Consider the following 19,518-nt stretch of genomic DNA (forward strand, 5'->3'; position numbering starts at 1 on the left):
TAGTGATGTGCAGCAACCTGGCACGGCGTCGACGCTGACGCCCTGGGCCATCCGCTGTTTTTGACAATCCAGTTTCAGGAACACGACAAATGACAGAGCATAGTCTCTGGCGTTTCTCGCGCGCGTTGCATCGCGCGATCAACGAACGCCAGCTTGGTGATCTCGAGCCCCTGCTCGACGATGAGGTCGAATGGGCCATTTACGGGCCGATCGACATGTATCCCTTCTTCGGCGCGCGCCGGGGCAAGGAAGCGGTGCTCGAGGTGATCAGGCAGATCAGCGAGAACGTGCGGGTCCACCGTTTCGACCGCGAGTCGATCATGCTGGGCGTGGATTCGGCCTCCTCGATGATGCGCTATTCGCTGACCGCGCTTGATTCCAACAAGCCGATCTCGCTGCGGATCGCGCATTTCGCCCAGTTCAAGGCCGGCAAGCTGACCAGCTTCCGCGTCCTGGTCGACACCTTCGACCTCGTCGAGCAGACCGTCGGCTATCCCATCCATTTGCCGCGCATAGCGGTGTAATCCCCGCCTGCCCGACTTTCCTGTTCGTCATGCCCGGGCAGAAGCGCGAAGCGCGTCTTCGCGCTAGATGTCCCGGCCACGACGAGACTGGGACCTCCAAGCGCCTCTGCCACAATTTTGCACCACGGGAACCGCATCCTGCGGCCTTGGAATGCGCGGGCTGGGAATGACCTCCACATCACGATTTGGCTGGGCAACGCTGCCGCTGGCGGCCGGCTTTGCGCTGGCAATGACGCTCGCGGCGGCGGCGCAGACCCCGCCCGTCAACGAGACCGACGAGCCGGCCGACGAGGCTGCCATGCCGGCCGCCGACGCCAACGACACCGATATCCTGAAGGGGATCGACGAGAGCAAGCTCGACTGGAGCCAGCTCAACACCGATCCGACCACCCTGCCGGCGCTGGCGCCGAAGGGTGCGCGCAAGCCCGTGAGCACCGCCGGCAACGATCCGGCCTGGTCGACCAACCGCAACGCCAACGGCACATCGGCGGTATCGGTCAAGCAGTCGGTTTCGCCCTTCCTGGATACGCGCGTCGGCGCCGACATGACCGTCGCCAAGCAGGGGACGCTGACGACATCAGAGCAATTGTCGGAACGCCTCGCCAATGGTGGCAACCTGCCGCAATCCGGAGGCAGCGCCTGGGCCGCGATTACGGCGCCCGGCGTCGCCTCGATCTGGGACAAGACCTCGGTCGAAGCCCGCGTCGACCCCGGCGCCGAGCAGAGCAAGATCGGCACCTCCTTAAGCAAATCGGTGCCGCTGTCGGAGCAATATTCGCTCACCCTGCAGAACGGCTACAACGTCACCCAGCAGGGCGTCGTGCCGGTGCCCGGCCTCATCGGCCATCCCTCGCTCAGCTACGACACCGAGCAGTCCGCCAAGCTCAGCGTTAACGACACCGGGACCAGCATCATCGCCGGACAGACGCTGTCGAGGTCGGACGACAAATGGCTGCGCCGGATCGGCGCCGAGCAGAAGCTGTTCGACGGCGTCACCGTCTCCGGCTCGGTCGGCGAGACCGCCCAGGGCACGACCAACAAGAGCATCAGCGCCGGCTTCAAGCGCAGTTGGTAAATATCCTCTCAACCCTGTTCCGCGAAATGCTCAAGCATTGCCGCAACTTGGCCCAGATGCTGTCAAATTCGGCGGCCCTGATAGACCCTTAACTTCGTCAATTCGTCGTGCGGGGGACATAACCGCGCTTCGCTACGCGAACCAGGGGAAAGCCGATGAACGCCATCAATCGTACCGAAGAAGTTGAAACCGAGCAGGAAGTCGACACCAACCTCGCTGCGGTCTCCGAAGTCGAGGCCGGGATCCGCGACTTCGTGCGCAATGACATCGCCTATCTGCGGCGCCCCGTGGCCAGCCCGGAGACCGCCCCGATGGATCCGAACACCGACGCCACCGTCAACAACGTCAACTCGCTGATCCAGCGCGTCGCCGGGACCTCGCTCGCCGAAATCGAGAAGCTGATCTCGGAGCTCGAGAGCCTGCGTGACCTGCTGCACGCCGAGGGCCAGCGCGTCCAGCGCGAGATCTCGGGCTATGCCCAGCTCAGCCAGGCCGCGATGAAGTCGACGCGCATGATCGCCGACAACGTCACGCAGTGGAAACGTGCCGCCGACGGCCTGCGCAACAGCTGATCCCGACCCGTCGCAAAACTGTCATCCGCCGCCTCCCGACGGGAGTGCGGCGGCTTCGTTTTTGAGAGGGTTTTCGTGCCGGAAGCCGCGGCTTCGACGTGGCAGAAGCACCGCATACGACAATTCTCACTGAAATTGATTTGAACTTTCAACGCCCAAGCCGCGACCAAGGATCGGGCCGCGGGCATCGGGGGACTTCATTCATGCAGAGCGTTCGACCGGACAACACCGATCCCATTCCGCTGCGCCAGTCGCAGCAGGGCGTCGGGACAATCATGATCCGGTTTCTGGGACTGCTGGCGGCAGCGACTGTCGTGATGGTGCTGATCTGGAACCGGTAAGGACGCCGGATCAGCGATCGGCGTCCATGGTTAGCGGAGCCTTAAATCAGCGATCGATGCTCGAGGTCGTCTCGAACGAATAATTGCCGTCGGCAAAACCCTTCACCACCATGCCGGTGGCCAGCATCACGACAAGCGTTACCGTTGCGAAGATCAAGCCGACCAGTTTCAGCGCGCTGCGATCTGCCATGGTCATCCCCTAAGGTCCCTGCCCAATCCATATGGCAGTGACAAAGTTCAAAATGCGTTAGCAAAAATTGGGTTCTGCGCAATGCACAACTGCGCGGGCGCGCGAAGTCGCCGCCAATCATGGCGTCCGTGCAACATCAGAGGCGTGGGCGCAACATCAGGAACCGGGATTGCGCCGCGGCACAAAGGCGGTCGCAAGGAACGAGAACGCCACTTCGCCGCGCTGATTGGTGCCGCTGTTGCGAGCCTGCAGGATGCCCCATTCGCGGCGCTTCTCGGACGTGCGCTTGGTCTCGACCTGGTTGCGGTAGGTGATGGTGTCGCCTGCGAGCACCGGGCGAAGCCAGCGCAACTCACGAAAGCCGGGCGACGGCCCCCACACCGCGACCGTCTCGCCGCGCGCAGCCGCCTCCGCCGCCAGGCGCTTGCCGTCGGCGACCAGAAGCTTCATGCACACGGCCGCGACATGCCAGCCCGATGCGGCGAGCCCGCCGAACAGCGATCTGCGCCCCTCCTCCTCGTCGAGGTGGAAGCGCTGCGGATCGAACTGCGAGGCGAACCGCTTGATGTCCTCGGCGGTGAAGGTGAACGAGCCGAACTCGCGCTCTACGCCGATCTCGATGTCTTCAAAGAAACGCATGGGAAATCCTAGACGCTCTCGCCGGCGCGGCGGCTCACGATGATCGGCGACTCCATCTCGCAGAGCACCTGCCCGCTCGCATTGCGGATCGTGCCCTTGAAGGTCACGATGCCGGTCTCGGGCCGGCTGCGCGACAGGCGGGCCTCGGCGACATCGACATCGAGCGTCAGATCGTCACCCGGGCGCAGCGGCGCGAGCCATTTCATCTCGTTGACGCCGGGCGAGCCGAGCGAAGCGGTGCGGCCGATGAAGCCGTCGAACAGCATCCGCATCATGATCGAGCCGAGATGCCAGCCCGAGCCGGACAGACCCATGAGCATCGACTTCCGCGCCGCCTCCTCGTCGAGATGCATCGGTTGCGGGTCGAATTCGGCGGCAAAGGCGAGGATCTCCTCGCGGGTGACGTGGCGCGGGCCGAAGGTACCGAAGCGGCCGGGTTTGAAGTCTTCGAAAGTCAGCGTGATCATGAGGTGAGGATATGCCGGAAGGAAGCCCGATTGTGGCCGTTATTTGCGGCAATCACAACCGGCCCACTCGCATAGCTCACCCCCTGACTTGCCCGGCGCCCGGTTCAGGGCTAGCCCTTGGCCCTCGGGGACAGCTTAGACGCGAATCAGTTTCCGCTTGCCGGGAGAACCATCGATGTTCGATTTCCAGGACTTGTTTCAGTGGGACCGCTTTATCACGCCCACGATCATCAAGACGTTCTACTGGCTGGTGATCGGCGTCATCGTGCTGTTCGGGATTTCCGGCATCCTGTCCGCACTCTCGGCCATGGCGATCAGTCCCTTCATCGGGTTCGTCCTGCTGCTCGCATCGATCGCCAGCGTCATCGTTGGCATCGTGTTCTCGCGCATCGTGGCCGAATTCATCCTGATCGTGTTTCGCATCAACGAGCACCTCGGCGCGATCCGCGAGCAGGGCGGCATGCGCTGAGACCGGGCGCGGCGCCCTGGTTAAGGACCGGTGACTGCCGCCGCGCAAAGTCGAACGGCGCGGCCAGCCGAAACTTCAAGTTTTAGGCTTATGGCTGTCCCCTCGGACATATCGGGGGGAGAGCAATGAATACCGAAATCGATCACGATCCGCGCTATCCGATCTGCGAGCGCGCCCAGCGGATGCATGACGTGCTGCTGGTGTCGTCGTTTGCGATCTGGGCGACATTGATCGGCTTCGTGCCGATCATGACCTATCGCCTGCTGGTCGCTTGAAGGCAGCCGGTTCCGCCGTGGTTAATCGGCGGTAGCACCTGTGGTCAAATGCGAGCGAATTTGCGACCGGGATCTTAAAACCGGTGGCGTATCACAGCCTCCGCTACGAACAAGAACTGTGCGGGGGCGACGTGAATTCTCAAGAACATTGCATTGCCGTGAAGCCGGGACTCGCTGCGAAGCCGGGCTTTACGACCGAGGATATTTTGTGGGCTGCCGGTATCTGGTCGGTGATCCTGACCCTGTCGCCGGTGATCCTGTTCTACGTGCTGATGGTAGCGTGAAGCCGCTTACTCTCACCGAAAGCAAAACGACGAAGCAATTCATGGCCGCTCATGAATTGCCTCGTCGCTTTAGTCGCCAATGAGAAACGCGCGGGGACCGCGCGTTCTTGTAGTCCGGCAATGCAGCGTGGTTACGCCGCCTGCTTGTGCATCGCGCCGCTGGCGGATGCCGTGCCGCGGATCGCCTTGATCGAACGCTCGATCGCGGCCCACAGCCGGTTGATCTCGGCGGCCGCACGGCCCTCCGCATAATATTCACGCGCGCCCTCACCCTGGCCGAGCGCCATCAGCAGATCGGCGCGGTTGGTGATCTGGCCGCTCCACACCGGTGCGCGGAATTTCGCCAGCGCTTCGCGTGCGATCGCGACGATGCGGCTCTCGACGCCGTCGCGTTGCGCGGGCGCGCCGTTGATCACGACCGCATAGGGCTTGCGCATCGAGCGGCAGGTCTGGATCGTCTCCTGCACCGCGTTGACGTCGAACACGCCCGGCCGCGCCGGAATGATCACCATCGAGGCATTCTTGATGGCGTCGTCGACCACAGCCGAGAGATTCGGCGGCGTGTCGATGAACACCCATTCGATGCCGTCACGCTTGGCTTGCGCGATGATGCCGCTCACCGAGTTTACGGCCGTCTTGATCGGCGGCTCGTTGGTGCCGCGCAACTTGTGCCAGAGAGTCAGCGAGCCCTGCGGATCGGCGTCGATCAGCAGACACGGCTTCGTTGCCTTGTGCACTTGCGCGGCAAGGTGGGCAGCCAGGGTACTTTTTCCCGAGCCCCCCTTACGCGAAGCGAAAACAATGACGTTCATACCTTGGCCTCCACATTGACCCCAGAAGGCGAAAATGAATCAGCGCGCTGATTCGTGGAAGAAAAAATTTCTTGCAAATCGCAAAGACGCCAAGATTACCGGCGCGTTCTGGTTTTTGAGTCACACTTCATATATGGCACAACCGGAGATGGAAGGCGCGAAATCGCCGCTTCGGCTGGATCCGCCTCAACCGGAGAAGACGAGTCAAAACAAGAATCTGGCGCCTTGCAGCTCATTCAATCCGGCCGAATGAGGCGCTAAGCGCTTGATTGACTCAACGTGCGCGCCTGGCGCGCTCGCGCTCGAGCCATTTGCGCTCAACCCAACCGAGCAGTTGCGCGGTCGGTTTCTGCAGGAACGGGACGTCCTGCGCGAACAAAAGGAGTCCGAGCGGCAGCATCCAGAGCCCGAGCACCGGCAGGAAGCTGAATATGCCGCCGAAGATCAAAAGGATCGCGAGCGGAATCCGCACATAGCGCGACGACGGCTTGCGCAGCCAGGCGACGAAGCGCGCCGGTCGCGCCGGAAGCTTGGCTTCGAACCAGGCGAAGTGCCGATCGATTTCCAGTTTGTAAAAGTCGCTCACGCATCACTCCTCGTCCATTTCGAGCTGCCGAAATGGAGTCGTCTCGCCAACAACGCTGATTAGGAACACTGACAGGAAGATGATGCTGCGTGACACCGTCGCAAGGCGTCAGTCTGTCGCGCACGACGGCCTTGAAATTGCCGCCACGCCATCCAATGCGCGCGATGTGGCTGCTTCAGCTCGCCGCAGGCTTCTTCGCCTTGCGCGACTTCGCGGCCCTGCGCGTGGCCACCGGCCGCTTGGCCGGTCGCGCCGAGACCTCGCCGGGTTCGGAACGGAAAAACGCCCTGCAGGGCGGCGACAGCTGCGCCTGTTTGCGGACCATGCAGGCGGTGACGCGATCGACGTCGGGAATGTCGGCGCTGCAAAGGCGGAACGCATCGCCGGTGCAGGCCTGCTGCTCGTCGGCCGTGTAGGCTTGGCTCCGGGTCGGGAGCAGCGCGGCCGCTAGCCCCACCGTCAGCATCAGCGCGAACGAAGAAATCCTTGAACCGGCGATACCCATGCGTCCCCCCAAGGCGTCGTTTCGGGGAATAGTGGGTGACGGGACGGAAAATGGCAAGCTGGAGAGGTGAAGCACGACGTCCGCAACTTCATCTTTTCCTCGACCGCGGCCGTCTACGGCGAGACCGCGGGCTAATTGATCGACGAGACCACGGCGCCGTGGCCGCAACCCCCTATGGGCGATCCAAGCTGGCGGTCGAGTGGATGCTCGCCGATGCGGCGCGCGCGCACGCCATGCGTTATGTGGCGCTTCGCTATTTCAACGTGGCCGGCGCCGACCCAAAAGGTCGGCTCGGCCAGTCCGCCCCCAATGCCACGCACCTGATCCGGCGCACGGTGCAGACCGCGCTTGGCCAGCACGCGCGCCTTGAGATCTTCGGCCGGGATTATCCGACACCCGACGGCACCTGCCTGCGCGACTACATCCATGTCAGCGATCTCATCGACGCCCATCGCGCGGCGCTTGCCTATCTGCGCGCGGGCGGCGCGAGCCTGGAGTGCAACGCCGGCTACGGACGCGGCTATTCGGTGCAGGACGTCATCGACGTGGTCAAGCGCGTCGCCAACGTGGACTTCCAGGTGAACATCGCAAACCGCCGCCCCGGCGACCTCGCCGCCGTTATCGCCAATCCGAAATTGATCGCGCGCGCACTCGGATGGCGCCCGAAGCGGGACGGCCTCGACCTCATCGTGCGCCATACGCTGGATTGGGAACACGGACTGATCAACAAGTCTTGGGCCACTCGGCCGGCTGTGACGACGTGATTTTACGGGCGGGCGCGAGGCGGTGGCGGACATGCCCAAGAGGGCACTGGCGCTCCCATTGGGCCGACCGGCCACCCAGCGACTGGCCTCCCTCCCCGATGTCGGGCGATGACGCTCAGTCGTTTTCCGCGGCGGTGATCAAGTCTTCGAGGACTTCGCGCATCAATAGGGCTTTTGACGGAGCTATTGCTGTAAGAAGTTCCGCCGATACCGACCCTTCGGGTGCGGCGCCCGCGAACCGATGGCGCCTCTTGAGCGGGCGGGCTTCAGGCGAAGAGGTAGTGACCACATGTGGATCGTAGCGCATCCGGCGGGCCATTTCGCTGCGGGAGTGACATCATCTGTGGTCTTCACCGCATGGATGGCCTGCATCGAAATCATTGGTCCGATAGGACAACAGGCGGGTCTACTAAATGTTATGGGTCACGCCTTGTCCGTCTGGCCTCACATCCTTGGCGGAGCGCTTTTGCTGATGTCCTTGCCGTGGTGCTTGGTGGCCTGGCTATCTGGAAGGTTACACTACAGCGGGCCCGCCTATTTTGCCGTCAGCGCGGCTGTCGGTGCGTTCTTCGTTTTGGGCACACTCGGAGGGATATTGCCAGGACGCGGCCATCCAACATTTCTCGAAGGATTCGAGTTGGCGGTTGAAACTAGCGGGCTCGCCGTGTTCGTCTCCGGCTTCATTGGGGGCCTGACCTACTGGCTATGCAGCGAGGGCAACGACGGCCTCAAACGGACCTGACGAGCCGAACAAGCGAGCAAGAACGGTCACCGAGGTGACGATCCACGCCGCGACCACAGCTCCGGCAACGTGCGGGGCCTTCTCGCGTCTCGATCCGATGGAAGCTTCGGCTGATTGGTACAGTTGGGTGGGCTCGAACCACCGACCTCCTGTTCCACAGACAGGCGCTCTAACCAACTGAGCTACAACTGCATCCTTGCACGCGGCCCCCTCAGGAGGGGCGGCGATTTCGGGCGGAAACTAGGTGCAACGCCCGGCTTTGGCAAGGCCGTAACGCGGGCTTTTGCGCGGTAATCTCTGCCGGTCTGACCGACCGTTCGGCCAGCAAAAAGGCCCGGACCGCGTGGCCCGGGCCTTTCGCAAAGTGTTGCGGCCGATCAGGCGGCGGGCTTGTAGAACTTCGACGCGCTGGCCTTGATCGGCTCGGCGGCTTCGGTTGCGACCTTCTGGCTGAGCTCGGTCAGTTCCTTGGCCTGGGCGGTGTAGGTCTCGAACTGCTTACGGGCGTGCGAGGTCCACAGCTCCAGCGCCTCCGACGGCGACTTCACGCCGAACAGCTCCTGGGCGAAGTCGAGCGATGAGGTGGTGTTGGTCTTGAAGAACTCGATCAGCTTGGCCTGATAGGCGCTCGCACCCTTGCTCACGGTGGTGAAGACCGCCTCGACCGTGCTGTTGTGGGTCTCGGCAGCGTCCTTGAACTTGGCGTAGTTGTCGCGGGCCTGCGACACGCCCTTCTCGGCGAAGGCGCGCACCTGCTCGGGAACCTCGAACGGGATGATCGAAGCAGAGAACGGATCGGACGGGTTGGTCATTTACGTGTATCCTTCGCAACGGTTGAAACGATGTGACCATTACGAACGCCCCGGAGCCAAATGACCGGACACGTCGAAATGGGTCACGCTGCCTTGGTTCACGGGAATGCCCTTGTCGGGCATGGCCAATAAACACCCATATCATGTCAGTTTTGTGCAACGCAACGTAAAATCGCGTGCGGTGCCACATTTTTGACCAGACCGGGCGCAAGTTCCCGTCCGGCCGTCACAATTTTGCAGTAAGTGGCCGCGCGGCGCCCGGCCATTGTCACCTCCTTCTCAGCTTTTGGGTTTCACCGCCTCCATGGCGGCACGGCTGACGATCTGGCCCATTTCGCTGGCCTGCTCGGCGAGCGCGCGCATCTGGCCCTGCACATAGTCGCTGTGCAGCTTCATGACCTCGGTCAGATCCTTGGCCTTGAGCAGCGACTGGGCGTAGTCCAGCGAGGCCTGCACGTTCTTTTCGGCATAGGCGAGCGCCTTCGTCGAAATGTCCTTGGCGCCGGCGGCTACGGTGGCGTTGCGCTCCTCGATCGAGCCGGCGGTGGCCTCCGCGCGTTCGACGAAATTCTCGAAGGCCTTGCGCGCTTGATCGAAGCTCGCCTCCGCCATCGACCGCATATCCTTGGGAATCTCGAAATGGTCACGCTCGGTGTCGCTCATGGTCGCGCTCCTTCCTGTTGTCGGCCTTTGCGGATTGGGCCCCGGCGGGGCCTGCGTCAGGATATCGCGAGGATGCCGCGCGGCTGTGACGCCGCCAGTTCCCCCCGTCCCGGGCCGTTCGCCGCGACAACGCCAAACCGGCCGGATCGTTCAGGCAACAAGTTAACGTTATCCCGCCTTATGCGCGGCTTCGCCGGGCGCGGCCGTGGACCTGCCGCCGCCCGCTTGCGATACTAACGATCCGTTGAGGCTGTCCCCCTGCGGCTGCCGAATCCTGCGGCGATCAGGGGTGAAAGCCCAACCAATACGGTCATGTTTTGCGTGATGAATGATGCGGAATTCCAGCTCCAGGCCCTCGGCGATCCCCGACTAGGGGTGACTGCGACGAGCGCCCTGCCGGCATGGCTGTGGTCGGCGGACGGTGCGCGGATCCTCTGGGCCAATCCGGTCGGAGCGCAGGTGTTCGGCGCCGCCAATGCGTTGGCGCTGGCCAAACGCAGCTTCGGCCCGGCCGATCCGCATCGGCGCCAGGTGGCGCGGCTCGGCCGCAGCCTCGCCGCCGACGGCGCGGTGCGGCTCGAGCGCCTGCCCGGCTTTGGCGCGGCTCCCGGCGGACTTGCGACCTGCGCCTGCGCGCGGCTCGATCTGCCTGACGGCAGCCACGGCATCCTGATCTCGACACTCAACGCTACGGGGCGAACGATGCCGCTGGTCGAGCGGCTGCAACGGCTGGTGCAAGGGCTCGACCGGCCGGTCGTGGCCTTGGCGAGCGACGGCCTGTTCGTCGGCGCCAACGATGCGGCGCGCTCCCTGCTCGGCCTCCACGACCTCACCGAGGCCGGCCTCGACGCGGCGCGCAGCGACGCGCTGAGGCAGGGCCGCGCCGCAGCCGATGTCGGGATCGGCCGCGTCGTGCTGCACCGGGTCGGCCGCGGCGCCGATGTCGGACTGGTCGCCGTGATCAAGCCCGCCGTCGCGCGCGCGACCAATCCGTGGGCCGCGCCGCCTACTGCGCCCGACGTCGCGACGCCGGAGCTCGCAACAGACGCCGCTGCCATCGTGACCGAGCCGCCGACCGCTGCTGTCGTCGCCGAGCCGGTCGCAAAAGACGATGAGCCGGCCGATGCCGCAGCTACCACCTTCACGCTGTTCGATGCGCTCGATCCGGCGGAGGACGAGGCTTCGATCCGGCAAGATACCGCAGCACCGGCGCACGCCGAGCTTGCGGTCGAACCGTCGCTGGCCGACGCGTTGATGCCCACGGCGGCGAGCGAGTCGGTCGCCGAGACGCACGAGCATGAGCCTGACCTCGAGCCATTCCCCGCCGAAGCGGCGCAGCTGTACATCGAGCCAGCCGCCGTCGAAACGACGGACGTCGAACGCGCGCCGGTTGCGACTGTGCATGCCGAGCTGAACGTCGAACCGTCGCTCGCCGATGCGCCGATGAGCGCTGATACAAGCGAGATCGAGACGCCGCCGCACGAGCCCTCGCCTTATGTCGAGCCGGTGGCGGATGAGCCGGCGGACGCCACACAAGCCGAAGCTTTCGCGCATCCCGCGCCCGATCAAATCGCGCCCGCGCCCGCCGCTGAAGCACCCGAGCCCGCGCCACCAAGGCCGCCGTCCTGGCTCGACGAGCCGGTACCGACCACGCGGCGGCATCCGCTGCGCTTCATGTGGCAGATGGATCATGAGGGCCGCTTCTCGCTCGGCTCCGACGAGTTCACCCGCCTGATCGGCATGCACACCGCCGCGGGCTTCGGCCGGCTGTGGTCCGACATCGCCGCAACGTTCGCCCTCGATCCCGAGGGCCGCGTGATGAAGGCGTTCGCCACGCAGGACACCTGGAGCGGCATCGTGCTGAACTGGCCGGTGGATGGCGGCGGCCGCCTGCCGGTCGAACTGTCGGGCCTGCCGGTGCTCGACCGGAACAGGAATTTTGCCGGCTATCGTGGATTTGGCGTGTGTCGCGACCTCGACGGGCTTGCGCGACTCGCCGCGTTGCGCCGCTATGAGTTCTTCAGCGGCCCGCCGGTGCCGCCGCCGGTTGCCGCGGTTGGGCCCGCGGCCGAGCCGCCTCCGCCGCCCACGACCAACGCCGCACCACCACCTGAGGAACCGACCGAGCCGATCACAACCGAGACGTCACACCCAGCCGATCTGGATAGCGCCGTGGAAACGACCCAAGACACACGTCAGGACGACACGCCACCGAACGTGGTCCCGTTCCGTCCCGCCGGCGACGCAAGGCCGCCGTCGCTGACGCCGGTCGAGAACAACGCCTTCAACGAGCTCGCCCGCCAATTGTCGGCGCGTCTCGAGAGCGAAGCGGGCCTCACCACCACGACCTTGGAAAGCACCGCGGAGGAGACGGTCGCCGAGCTGCCCGCAGCAGCCGAGCCGCCGCACGAGGCGCAGGCTGAAGGCCCGCAGGCCGGGTGGCTCGCCGAGCCCGCGCCGCCGCCGCGCGGCGAATCCCGGCGCGACAAGGCGCTGCTCGATCTGTTGCCAGTCGGCATCCTGATCTACCGGCTCGACCGCCTGCTCTATGCCAACCGCGCCTTCCTGGAGCGCATGGGCTATGACAGCCTGCACGCGCTGGAGGATGCCGGCGGGCTAGATGCGCTCTATGTCGAACCCGGCGTGTCGAACGCGAGCAGCACGTCGGGCACCGGCACGCCGGTGACGATCTCGGCCAACCAGGCCGGCGAAGCGGCGGCGGTCTCGGCGGCCGCGCGGCTGCACACCATTTCCTGGGACAACGATTCCGCGCTCGCGCTGATCTTCACCGGCACGCGCGACGAGGATGCGGCGATCGCCGAGGCGCTATCCGCGCCCGATGCGGCGCGCGAGGCTGTGCCGGCGCCGCCCGAGGCCGGGCACGCCGACGCCGAAGAGCTCGGCGCGATCCTCGACACCGCCGCCGAAGGCATCATCATGTTCGATGCCGACGGCACGATCAGCTCCTGCAACCGCAGCGCGGAGGCGCTGTTCGGCTATGACGGCGACGAGTTCATCCGGCACAATCTCGCCGACCTGTTCGCGCCCGAGAGCCAGCGCGACATCTTCGATTATCTCGCGGGCCTGAAATCGGCCGGCGTCGCGAGCCTGCTCGATCACGGCCGCGAGGTGCTCGGCCGCGTGCGTCAGGGCGGTATCATTCCGCTCTCCGTGACGATGGGACGCACCCGCAGCGACGGGCCGAATTTCTTCGCGGTGTTCCGCGATCTCTCGCAGGCGAAGAAGAGCGAGAGCGAACTGCGCGAGGCGCGGCGGCTCGCCGAGCGCGCGGCGAACGCCAAGACCGACATGCTGGCGCGGATCAGCCACGAGCTGCGCACGCCGCTCAATGCCATCATCGGCTTTGCCGAGGTGATGATATCGGAGCGCTTCGGCGCGCTCGGCAACGAACGCTACGGCGAATACATGAAGGACATCCGCGCCTCCGGCGAGCGGGTGATCGCTGTTATCAACGACCTGCTCGATCTCTCGCGGATCGAAACCGGCAAGCTCGATCTCGCCTTCACCAGCCAGAACCTCAACGAGATGGTGGAAAGCTGCGTCGCGGTGATGCAGCCGCAGGCCAACCGCGAGCGCATCATCATCCGCACCTCGCTCGCGCACACGCTGCCGCCTGTCGTCGCCGACGCCCGCGCGCTGCGCCAGATCACGCTCAATTTGATCGGCAACTCGATCCATCTCGCCAATACCGGCGGCCAGGTCATCGTCTCGACCGCGCTGTCCGATTTCGGCGAGGTGATGCTGCGAGTGCGCGACACCGGGCAGAGCCTCAACGACAACGAGGTCGCCGCGGCGCTGGAGCCGTTCCGCGCCCCGACGCCGTCGGATCACTCAGGCTCCGGCGGCGTCAGCCTGTCGTTGACGAAAGCGCTGGTCGAAGCCAACCGCGCCAAGTTCCAGATCAGGACCGGCGGCCGTTCCGGCACGCTGATCGAAGTCGTGTTCTCCCACGCCGCCGCGCGGGCGTGATGCGCGACGCGCGCGCCATCTCTCTGCTCGCGCTGTGAGGAAGACACCGGCGGGAGGGTTCCCTCCCCCCTTGCGGGGGAGGCTATCGCATGCGGATCGCACTATAGTCGGCCACTCCACAAAACTCGTCATGCCCGGGCTTGTCCCGGGCATCCACGTCTTCGTTTCCGCGCGAAGAAAGACGTGGATGGCCGGGACAAGCCCGGCCACGACGATGCGGAAGCGTCAGCGCAAGAGCCCGCTGGTGCGATATGCGATAGCCCTGCCCTTGTGGGGGAGGGAACCTGACCAGCGTACTCACCTCACGTCATGGTAAGCGATAGCCGCGCGATCCGTCGGCGATCAGGATGGTCTCGCCCTGTGCCGGCCCGGCGATGATCTCGCCGCGCGGATCGATGATGACGCTGTCGCCGCTGTACTCGATCGTCGACAGCTCGCGATAGCGCTCGGGCGTCGCCTCGTGCGAACGCATGCCGCCCACGGCGATGACATAGCAGCCGGCCTGGGATGCGAACGCGCGCGACAGCAATAGCTGGCGCGGCCACAGTGGCGTCGGTGACGGGGGTGCCACGGCGGGCTCCCGGGGCCACGCGGCGACATGAATCTGCGTCCCCTTGCGGCCAGCGCATAGCCGGGCAGCATGATGTTGTGTTCCCGGCAATTGAGCCCGCTGATCCTGCCATAGGGGCGCTCATGAACGCGCAGGCCCACCGCGTCGCCGTCGGCCCACACCGAGCGCTCGTTGAAGGTCGGCTTGAGCTTGCGATGGCGGCCGAGAATCCGGCCCTCGCGGCCGATGAACAGCAGCGTGCAATAGACCGTGCCCTTCGTCACGGCGTCGCGCTCGGCGACGCCGATCACGACGTCGATCCCGGCGCCCTCGGCGGCGTCGCAGAGCCGGTCGGTGGCCGGCGACGGAATCTCGACGGCGTTGTCGAGATAGTCAGCCATCGCGCGAAACGTGCTCGGCCCGGTCGGCGCGTGACAGAAGAAGGGATAGCCGGGCAGCCAGGTCTCGCCGAAGGCGGCGATCGTTGCCCCCATCGCACCGGCCTCGCGGATCAGGCAACAGGCCTTCTCCACCGAGGCCTCGCGATCGAACGGCACCGCGGCTGCCTGGATCGCCGCGAGCCGGAAATGCGTGTCCACTGTCATGGTTGCGCTCGCGTCAGTCGACGCCCTTGCGCGCGGCGTCGAGCGCGCCCGCCAGCAATTCGAGCGCCTTCACGCGCCGCCGCCGCGCAAGCCGCTCCTCACCGACCTTGCGCTCATGCTCGCCGGCGATGAAGGCCTGGATATCCGGCAACGGGCGGATCACGCCGCGGCTGCCCCATTGGCCATCCGGGATCTCGCTCGGAAACACCCAGACCCGCGGCGCCACATCCTCGAACGAACCGCCTTCGGCGCGCACGACGGCATCGGTGACGTCCTTTACCAACGCCTTGCGCGAAGCTTCGGTGTACTGGCCTTCGGGCACCGTCGGCACGATGCGATAGCGCGGCGATGCCGAGGGTTTTCCCGCGACATAGACCGCCGCCGGCCGATGCAGGAACACCACCGTGACACTCTGGGCGACCTCGTTTGTCGCGCCGAACCCTTCGTGGGTGATCAGGATATCGCCGAGCTCCTTGATCAGCCGCGCTTCCGCTTCGGGTTTCAAGGCTCCTTCGGGGATTGTCACGTCGATCATGGGCATGGAAGACCTCCTCTTGCTGACGAGACGAGGTCTATGCGCTGGGCGATCCGGCCGGCAGTGGCAGTATCGCCATTTTTAGGGCAAATTCGGACATGCCCGATCTTCAGGCGGCCGGCGCCCTGCGCACGGTGCCCCGCGCGAAGCGGCGCTGGTATTCGCGGGGCGAAAGCCCGGTTTCGCGCTTGAACAGGCGGCGAAAGGTCGACAGGTCGTTGTAGCCGACGCGCGCCGAGACCGCGTCGAGCTTCAGCCGCGAGGATTCGATCAGCCGCTTGGCCACGTCGACGCGGAGCGCCTGCAGGTATTGCAGGGGCGCCTCACCGACCGCCAGCTTGAAACGACGGTTCAAGGTGTGCTCGCTGACCGAAAGGTGCCGCGCCAGCGTAGCTAGGCTGAAGCCCTGCTGCAGCGACTTCTCCATCCAGCTCTGCGCCTGCGCCACCAGCGCGTCCGAATGCTGCGTGTCGTGGGTCCGGCTGGCGTAGGATGCCTGCGAGACGCGATTGCTGTCGATCAGCATCAACTTGCCGGTCGCGGCGGCCACCTCGCCACCTGCGAACTTCTCGACCAGCCGAAGCGCCAGATTGAGCGAGGTGGTCACCGCCCCCGAGCAGACGATCCGGTTCTGCTCGGTGAGGATCTCGGCGACACGCAAATCGACCGCCGGATAGCGCATCGCGAACGACCGCCCCTTCGCCCAATGCGTGGTCGCGACACGACCGTCGAGCAGGCCGGCCTCGGCGAGGATGAAGCTGCCCGTGCAATAGGACGCGAGCAGCGTGCCGCGTTCGTGCTGGCGGCGCAGCGCCGCGGTGAGCGGCTCGACGATATCGAGCCGCTCGAAGAAGCGTTCGATATCGCCGACGAACGGTCCCGGAATGACGACCGCGTCCGCCGATGCCCGCGCGCTGATCGGCCCATCGACGTCGATGGTCTGGCCGGACACCGTCTGCACCGGTCGGCCATTCAACGACTCGATGCGCCACCGCATCGGCGATGGCTTGCCGCCGCGCTGATGCTGCCGGCCCGCCGCCACCGAATTGGCCGCGGTGAACACGTCGATGATGCCAGCGACGCCCGACGCGAGAATGCCGTCGTAGACCCAGATCCGGATGAGGGGCATGGCTTGTGTCCGTTTTTGCCCAAGATGGTGCGATCTTGCCATCGCGCCTTCGACAGGGCAAGCGACGGGGATTCGCGCCGATTGTGACGCGCTGTGTGACTGCCCGACAGGCAAAACAATGCTGTAGGATGGGTAGAGCGAAGCGAAACCCATCATATTTTCAGCGGTATTGATGGGTTTCGCTGCGCTCTACCCATCCTACGGCTTGGCGGCCCATGCCACTGATTTGCCCGCCGGCGCAAGCCCTCGCGCAAGAAATAATTCTGTTTTCCGAAACGACAACTCAGTGTAATAGTCCGCCCGTCTCACCCGCTTGAGGGGCGCTTCGCGATCGTCACGAGTGTTGGGTCGAGATGCGGTGGACGTTGATCGCGCGACTGACGAGCACGCGAGAGACGGACGGTGAAGTCGTGTGGTCCTGACGCCCAGTGGCTGGTGTCTCTTCGCAAGACGCGAAGCGTCTCTGCGAAGACGGTGGCAAAAAAGCCCGGTCTCGCCGGGGAGAGCACGAAGGAAGCCGTACAACCATCGCGCAGGGAAAGCCGGAGTGTTTTCCGGTTTCACCTGTGGTCCTACCCCTGTGCTTTTTGTTGCACAGGGCCCATGGGTGCAATCGGCACCCGGCTTTCCCTGCGCCCTCTGCTACATGAGAGGGCGAAACAAACTGCAAAGCTCGGACACATCGTGCCGCGAGAACGAAGGGTTTTGCCCAAATGCCAGACACCGTCATTGCGAGCGAAGCGAAGCAATCCATCTGTCCGCGCACGCGGAGCGATGGATTGCTTCGTCGCTGTCGCTCCTCGCAATGACGGCGCCGCCTGTTGAACAGCCGTCCATGTCGTCCAGGCGCAGAAACGTAGGGTGGGCAAAGCGTAAGCGTGCCCACCATCGCGAGCACACCGTGGATGGTGGGCACGGCGCAAGCGCGCCTTTGCCCACCCTACGCCCCCTCACATCGCGCGGGCAAACCGGCGAAAGCCCGGCGCGCCGGTCAGCGCCTCGAAGGCGGCATCGCGCCTTTCTTCGGCGAAGACAAAGCCCGCCTTGGTATAGCAGCGCTCGGCGGGCGCGTTGCCGATCAGGGCCTGCACCAGCCCGCGGCCACGAAAGGCCGCATCCGTTGCGACATGCTCGATCAGCCAGTCGCCGTCGCCGCGCTGCACCCAGCAATTGCGGGCATAGGCGCCGCGCTCGCCGATGCTGGCCGCATCGATCCCGCTCTCCGCCGCGACTTCGGCGATCGCCGCACGCGCAGCGACGAGCGTTCCGGATGCCGGCATCGCGCACAGCGCCGCGGCCGGCACGCCATCGACTTCGGCCACCAGGAAATGATCGACGTGATACCAGGATCGCGCTCGCGCAACGGCGAGCCGCTCAATGAAGGCTAGGCACTCCGGCTCACCGAGGCCGAGCGCGATGTCGCACCAGCCGCGCGGCAACGGGCCGCGCTGCGACGACAGGATGATGCGGGCGATGAAGGGAGCGTCGTCGGGTCGGGCGGGACGGATCATCGATCGTCCCGCCGCGACCATGTCAGGTGTTCTTCAGCGCGACGCGGAATTCCGCCTCGGTCTTGGCCTTGACCTCGTCGAGCGTGACGCCGTCGGCGAGCTCGATCAGCGCCATGCCGTCCTTGCCGTGCTTGTCGATGGTGAAGACGGCGAGATCGGTGACGACCATGTCGACCACGCGCTCGCCGGTCAGCGGCAGGTTGCACGTCTTCAGCAGCTTCGGGCCGTCCTTGGCGGAGTGCTCCATCACCACGACGACGCGCTTGACGCCGGCGACGAGGTCCATCGCGCCGCCCATGCCCTTCACCATCTTGCCGGGGATCATCCAGTTGGCGAGGTCGCCGTTCTGGGCGACCTGCATGGCGCCGAGGATCGACAGGTCGATATGACCGCCGCGCACCATGCCGAAGGAATCGGCCGAGGAGAAATAGCTGGTCGAGGGCAATTCGCTCACGGTCTGCTTGCCGGCATTGATGAGGTCGGCGTCCACCTCGTCCTCATAGGGGAACGGGCCCATGCCGAGCATGCCGTTCTCGCTCTGCAGGCTGACGTCGATGCCATCAGGGATGTAGTTCGAGACCAGCGTCGGAATGCCGATGCCGAGGTTGACGTAGTAGCCGTCGCGCAACTCCTTGGCAGCACGCGCAGCCATCTGTTCACGGGTCCAGGCCATGGGATTCTCCTGACGAGTTGCGGGTTAGGCGGCGGGGCGCGGGCGGGTGTTGCGGAACTCGATCCGCTTGTTAGCCGAACCGACCTCGATGATGCGCTTCACGAAGATGCCGGGCGTGTGGATATGATCCGGATCGATCTCGCCGGCCGGCACGAGGTGTTCAACCTCGGCGACCGTGACCTTGGCGGCGGTCGCCATCATCGGATTAAAGTTACGCGCGGTCTTGCGATAGACCAGGTTGCCGGCGGTGTCGCCCTTCCAGGCGTGGACGATGGCAAGATCGCCGAACAGGCCGCGTTCCATGATGTACTTCTCGCCGTCGAACTCCTTCACTTCCTTGCCCTCGGCGATCAGCGTGCCGACGCCGGTCTTGGTGTAGAAGGCCGGGATCCCGGCGCCGCCGGCGCGGATGCGCTCGGCGAGCGTGCCCTGCGGATTGAACTCGAGCTCGAGCTCGCCGGCGAGATATTGCTGGGCGAACAGCTTGTTCTCGCCGACATAGGACGAGATCATCTTCTTGATCTGGCGGGTTTCCAGGAGCCGGCTCAACCCGATGCCGTCGACGCCCGCATTGTTGGAGACGACGGTCAGTCCCTTCACGCCGGAGTCGCGGATTGCGTCCGACAGCGTCTCAGCGATGCCGCAGAGGCCGAAGCCGCCCGACATGATCATGATGCCGTCCTTGAGAAGACCATCGAGTGCCGATTTGGCGTCGGGATAGACCTTGTTCATGCAACAAATACCTGATGAAGGGGGCTAACGGCTGTGACTGGCGGGATTATTAGGCGAAATCTTCGCAGTGCGT

24 protein-coding genes, 1 tRNA gene and 1 pseudogene are annotated in these 19,518 nt (G+C 65.0%); 11 read left to right on the forward strand and 15 right to left on the reverse strand.

Going from position 1 to position 19,518, the window contains the following annotated elements:
- Positions 1-89 precede the first annotated feature (89 nt).
- The 4 genes from ACFFWD_RS28405 (at position 90) to ACFFWD_RS28420 (ending at position 2,512) form a co-directional block, all read left to right on the forward strand.
- Entirely contained in the window at positions 90-524 is a 435-nt protein-coding gene (locus ACFFWD_RS28405; RefSeq protein ID WP_376970890.1) for a nuclear transport factor 2 family protein, read from the forward strand.
- A gap of 166 nt (positions 525-690) precedes the next feature.
- A complete protein-coding gene (locus ACFFWD_RS28410; protein WP_376970892.1) occupies positions 691-1,599 on the forward strand; it encodes a hypothetical protein in 909 nt (302 codons plus the stop codon).
- A 155-nt stretch (positions 1,600-1,754) separates the two neighbouring features.
- A complete protein-coding gene (locus ACFFWD_RS28415; protein WP_376970894.1) occupies positions 1,755-2,171 on the forward strand; it encodes a hypothetical protein in 417 nt (138 codons plus the stop codon).
- A 203-nt stretch (positions 2,172-2,374) separates the two neighbouring features.
- Positions 2,375-2,512, forward strand: a complete 138-nt coding sequence (locus ACFFWD_RS28420) for a hypothetical protein (protein ID WP_376970896.1) — start codon at positions 2,375-2,377, stop codon at positions 2,510-2,512.
- A gap of 46 nt (positions 2,513-2,558) precedes the next feature.
- On the opposite strand, the gene ACFFWD_RS28425 is transcribed toward ACFFWD_RS28420, so the two are convergent.
- From ACFFWD_RS28425 to ACFFWD_RS28435, 3 genes are all read right to left on the reverse strand, one after another.
- On the reverse strand, positions 2,559-2,702 hold the full coding sequence (locus ACFFWD_RS28425) for a hypothetical protein (RefSeq protein WP_376970898.1): 144 nt from the start codon (positions 2,700-2,702) through the stop codon (positions 2,559-2,561).
- Between the two features lie 156 nt (positions 2,703-2,858).
- Positions 2,859-3,341, reverse strand: a complete 483-nt coding sequence (locus ACFFWD_RS28430) for a MaoC family dehydratase (RefSeq protein ID WP_376970900.1) — start codon at positions 3,339-3,341, stop codon at positions 2,859-2,861.
- A gap of 8 nt (positions 3,342-3,349) precedes the next feature.
- Positions 3,350-3,805, reverse strand: coding sequence for a MaoC family dehydratase (locus ACFFWD_RS28435; protein WP_376971044.1), 456 nt, complete (start codon positions 3,803-3,805; stop codon positions 3,350-3,352).
- Positions 3,806-3,983: 178 nt separating this feature from the next.
- Between ACFFWD_RS28435 and ACFFWD_RS28440 the strand changes: the two genes are divergently transcribed.
- From ACFFWD_RS28440 to ACFFWD_RS28450, 3 genes are all read left to right on the forward strand, one after another.
- Positions 3,984-4,277 carry a DUF4282 domain-containing protein gene (locus ACFFWD_RS28440; protein WP_376970902.1) on the forward strand — a complete coding sequence of 98 codons (294 nt, stop codon included), beginning with the start codon at positions 3,984-3,986 and terminating at the stop codon, positions 4,275-4,277.
- A 125-nt stretch (positions 4,278-4,402) separates the two neighbouring features.
- Complete coding sequence (locus tag ACFFWD_RS28445) at positions 4,403-4,552, forward strand: hypothetical protein (protein WP_376970904.1); 150 nt, start codon at positions 4,403-4,405, stop codon at positions 4,550-4,552.
- Positions 4,553-4,635: 83 nt separating this feature from the next.
- Entirely contained in the window at positions 4,636-4,836 is a 201-nt protein-coding gene (locus ACFFWD_RS28450) for a hypothetical protein (protein WP_376971057.1), read from the forward strand.
- A 131-nt stretch (positions 4,837-4,967) separates the two neighbouring features.
- Here the strand turns inward: ACFFWD_RS28450 and ACFFWD_RS28455 are convergent, their stop codons facing one another.
- Positions 4,968-5,648 (reverse strand): AAA family ATPase, encoded by a 681-nt coding sequence (locus ACFFWD_RS28455; RefSeq protein WP_376970906.1) that lies wholly within the window; start codon positions 5,646-5,648, stop codon positions 4,968-4,970.
- 34 nt (positions 5,649-5,682) lie between these two features.
- On the opposite strand from ACFFWD_RS28455, the gene ACFFWD_RS28460 reads away from it, so the two are divergent.
- Positions 5,683-5,901: a hypothetical protein gene (locus ACFFWD_RS28460; RefSeq protein ID WP_376970908.1), complete on the forward strand. Its 219-nt coding sequence runs from the start codon at positions 5,683-5,685 to the stop codon at positions 5,899-5,901.
- A gap of 21 nt (positions 5,902-5,922) precedes the next feature.
- Here ACFFWD_RS28460 and ACFFWD_RS28465 read toward each other — a convergent pair whose 3' ends face one another.
- Together ACFFWD_RS28465 and ACFFWD_RS28470 are read right to left on the reverse strand one after the other, a co-directional pair.
- Positions 5,923-6,234, reverse strand: a complete 312-nt coding sequence (locus ACFFWD_RS28465) for a hypothetical protein (RefSeq protein WP_376970910.1) — start codon at positions 6,232-6,234, stop codon at positions 5,923-5,925.
- A gap of 175 nt (positions 6,235-6,409) precedes the next feature.
- Positions 6,410-6,739, reverse strand: coding sequence for a hypothetical protein (locus ACFFWD_RS28470; protein ID WP_376970912.1), 330 nt, complete (start codon positions 6,737-6,739; stop codon positions 6,410-6,412).
- 158 nt (positions 6,740-6,897) lie between these two features.
- Here ACFFWD_RS28470 and ACFFWD_RS28475 point away from each other — a divergent pair, with 158 nt between their 5' ends.
- The gene (locus ACFFWD_RS28475) at positions 6,898-7,503 is read left to right on the forward strand and encodes an NAD-dependent epimerase/dehydratase family protein (protein WP_376970914.1); all 606 of its coding nucleotides are present in this window, start codon (positions 6,898-6,900) and stop codon (positions 7,501-7,503) included.
- Between the two features lie 289 nt (positions 7,504-7,792).
- Positions 7,793-8,245 (forward strand): hypothetical protein, encoded by a 453-nt coding sequence (locus ACFFWD_RS28480; protein WP_376970916.1) that lies wholly within the window; start codon positions 7,793-7,795, stop codon positions 8,243-8,245.
- A 115-nt stretch (positions 8,246-8,360) separates the two neighbouring features.
- On the opposite strand, the gene ACFFWD_RS28485 is transcribed toward ACFFWD_RS28480, so the two are convergent.
- The 3 genes from ACFFWD_RS28485 to ACFFWD_RS28495 form a co-directional block, all read right to left on the reverse strand.
- A tRNA-His gene (locus ACFFWD_RS28485) sits at positions 8,361-8,437 on the reverse strand.
- Positions 8,438-8,622: 185 nt separating this feature from the next.
- Entirely contained in the window at positions 8,623-9,057 is a 435-nt protein-coding gene (locus tag ACFFWD_RS28490) for a phasin (protein WP_376970918.1), read from the reverse strand.
- 279 nt (positions 9,058-9,336) lie between these two features.
- Positions 9,337-9,720 (reverse strand): phasin family protein, encoded by a 384-nt coding sequence (locus tag ACFFWD_RS28495; RefSeq protein WP_376970920.1) that lies wholly within the window; start codon positions 9,718-9,720, stop codon positions 9,337-9,339.
- A 324-nt stretch (positions 9,721-10,044) separates the two neighbouring features.
- Here ACFFWD_RS28495 and ACFFWD_RS28500 point away from each other — a divergent pair, with 324 nt between their 5' ends.
- On the forward strand, positions 10,045-13,710 hold the full coding sequence (locus tag ACFFWD_RS28500) for a PAS domain-containing protein (protein ID WP_376970922.1): 3,666 nt from the start codon (positions 10,045-10,047) through the stop codon (positions 13,708-13,710).
- A gap of 307 nt (positions 13,711-14,017) precedes the next feature.
- Here the strand turns inward: ACFFWD_RS28500 and ACFFWD_RS28505 are convergent.
- The 6 genes and pseudogenes from ACFFWD_RS28505 to ACFFWD_RS28530 all read right to left on the reverse strand — a co-directional run bounded on the left by ACFFWD_RS28505 (position 14,018) and on the right by ACFFWD_RS28530 (position 19,445).
- Positions 14,018-14,865 (reverse strand): annotated as a pseudogene (locus ACFFWD_RS28505) (nitrilase-related carbon-nitrogen hydrolase).
- Positions 14,866-14,878: 13 nt separating this feature from the next.
- Complete coding sequence (locus ACFFWD_RS28510) at positions 14,879-15,406, reverse strand: tautomerase family protein (RefSeq protein WP_376970924.1); 528 nt, start codon at positions 15,404-15,406, stop codon at positions 14,879-14,881.
- Positions 15,407-15,509: 103 nt separating this feature from the next.
- A complete protein-coding gene (locus ACFFWD_RS28515) occupies positions 15,510-16,529 on the reverse strand; it encodes a GlxA family transcriptional regulator (RefSeq protein WP_376970926.1) in 1,020 nt (339 codons plus the stop codon).
- A 950-nt stretch (positions 16,530-17,479) separates the two neighbouring features.
- The gene (locus tag ACFFWD_RS28520) at positions 17,480-18,040 is read right to left on the reverse strand and encodes a GNAT family N-acetyltransferase (RefSeq protein ID WP_376970928.1); all 561 of its coding nucleotides are present in this window, start codon (positions 18,038-18,040) and stop codon (positions 17,480-17,482) included.
- A 22-nt stretch (positions 18,041-18,062) separates the two neighbouring features.
- Entirely contained in the window at positions 18,063-18,713 is a 651-nt protein-coding gene (locus ACFFWD_RS28525; protein WP_376970930.1) for a 3-oxoacid CoA-transferase subunit B, read from the reverse strand.
- A gap of 24 nt (positions 18,714-18,737) precedes the next feature.
- A complete protein-coding gene (locus tag ACFFWD_RS28530) occupies positions 18,738-19,445 on the reverse strand; it encodes a CoA transferase subunit A (protein ID WP_376970932.1) in 708 nt (235 codons plus the stop codon).
- Positions 19,446-19,518 lie beyond the last annotated feature (73 nt).

Origin of the sequence: Bradyrhizobium erythrophlei, from assembly GCF_042430365.1 — a bacterium.
Lineage (GTDB): Bacteria > Pseudomonadota > Alphaproteobacteria > Rhizobiales > Xanthobacteraceae > Bradyrhizobium > Bradyrhizobium erythrophlei.

Bases quoted from the DNA above. Each gene is read 5' to 3' on its own strand.
- ACFFWD_RS28525 (WP_376970930.1), bottom strand. From the start codon at position 18,713: ATGGCCTGGACCCGTGAACAGATGGCTGCGCGTGCTGCCAAGGAGTTG.
- ACFFWD_RS28510 (WP_376970924.1), bottom strand. From the start codon at position 15,406: ATGCCCATGATCGACGTGACAATCCCCGAAGGAGCCTTGAAACCCGAA.
- ACFFWD_RS28445 (WP_376970904.1), top strand. From the start codon at position 4,403: ATGAATACCGAAATCGATCACGATCCGCGCTATCCGATCTGCGAGCGC.
- ACFFWD_RS28495 (WP_376970920.1), bottom strand. From the start codon at position 9,720: ATGAGCGACACCGAGCGTGACCATTTCGAGATTCCCAAGGATATGCGG.
- ACFFWD_RS28470 (WP_376970912.1), bottom strand. From the start codon at position 6,739: ATGGGTATCGCCGGTTCAAGGATTTCTTCGTTCGCGCTGATGCTGACG.
- ACFFWD_RS28425 (WP_376970898.1), bottom strand. From the start codon at position 2,702: ATGGCAGATCGCAGCGCGCTGAAACTGGTCGGCTTGATCTTCGCAACG.
- ACFFWD_RS28440 (WP_376970902.1), top strand. From the start codon at position 3,984: ATGTTCGATTTCCAGGACTTGTTTCAGTGGGACCGCTTTATCACGCCC.
- ACFFWD_RS28520 (WP_376970928.1), bottom strand. From the start codon at position 18,040: ATGATCCGTCCCGCCCGACCCGACGACGCTCCCTTCATCGCCCGCATC.
- ACFFWD_RS28430 (WP_376970900.1), bottom strand. From the start codon at position 3,341: ATGCGTTTCTTTGAAGACATCGAGATCGGCGTAGAGCGCGAGTTCGGC.
- ACFFWD_RS28455 (WP_376970906.1), bottom strand. From the start codon at position 5,648: ATGAACGTCATTGTTTTCGCTTCGCGTAAGGGGGGCTCGGGAAAAAGT.
- ACFFWD_RS28420 (WP_376970896.1), top strand. From the start codon at position 2,375: ATGCAGAGCGTTCGACCGGACAACACCGATCCCATTCCGCTGCGCCAG.
- ACFFWD_RS28480 (WP_376970916.1), top strand. From the start codon at position 7,793: ATGTGGATCGTAGCGCATCCGGCGGGCCATTTCGCTGCGGGAGTGACA.
- ACFFWD_RS28405 (WP_376970890.1), top strand. From the start codon at position 90: ATGACAGAGCATAGTCTCTGGCGTTTCTCGCGCGCGTTGCATCGCGCG.
- ACFFWD_RS28500 (WP_376970922.1), top strand. From the start codon at position 10,045: ATGAATGATGCGGAATTCCAGCTCCAGGCCCTCGGCGATCCCCGACTA.
- ACFFWD_RS28410 (WP_376970892.1), top strand. From the start codon at position 691: ATGACCTCCACATCACGATTTGGCTGGGCAACGCTGCCGCTGGCGGCC.
- ACFFWD_RS28415 (WP_376970894.1), top strand. From the start codon at position 1,755: ATGAACGCCATCAATCGTACCGAAGAAGTTGAAACCGAGCAGGAAGTC.
- ACFFWD_RS28490 (WP_376970918.1), bottom strand. From the start codon at position 9,057: ATGACCAACCCGTCCGATCCGTTCTCTGCTTCGATCATCCCGTTCGAG.
- ACFFWD_RS28530 (WP_376970932.1), bottom strand. From the start codon at position 19,445: ATGAACAAGGTCTATCCCGACGCCAAATCGGCACTCGATGGTCTTCTC.
- ACFFWD_RS28460 (WP_376970908.1), top strand. From the start codon at position 5,683: ATGAATCAGCGCGCTGATTCGTGGAAGAAAAAATTTCTTGCAAATCGC.
- ACFFWD_RS28515 (WP_376970926.1), bottom strand. From the start codon at position 16,529: ATGCCCCTCATCCGGATCTGGGTCTACGACGGCATTCTCGCGTCGGGC.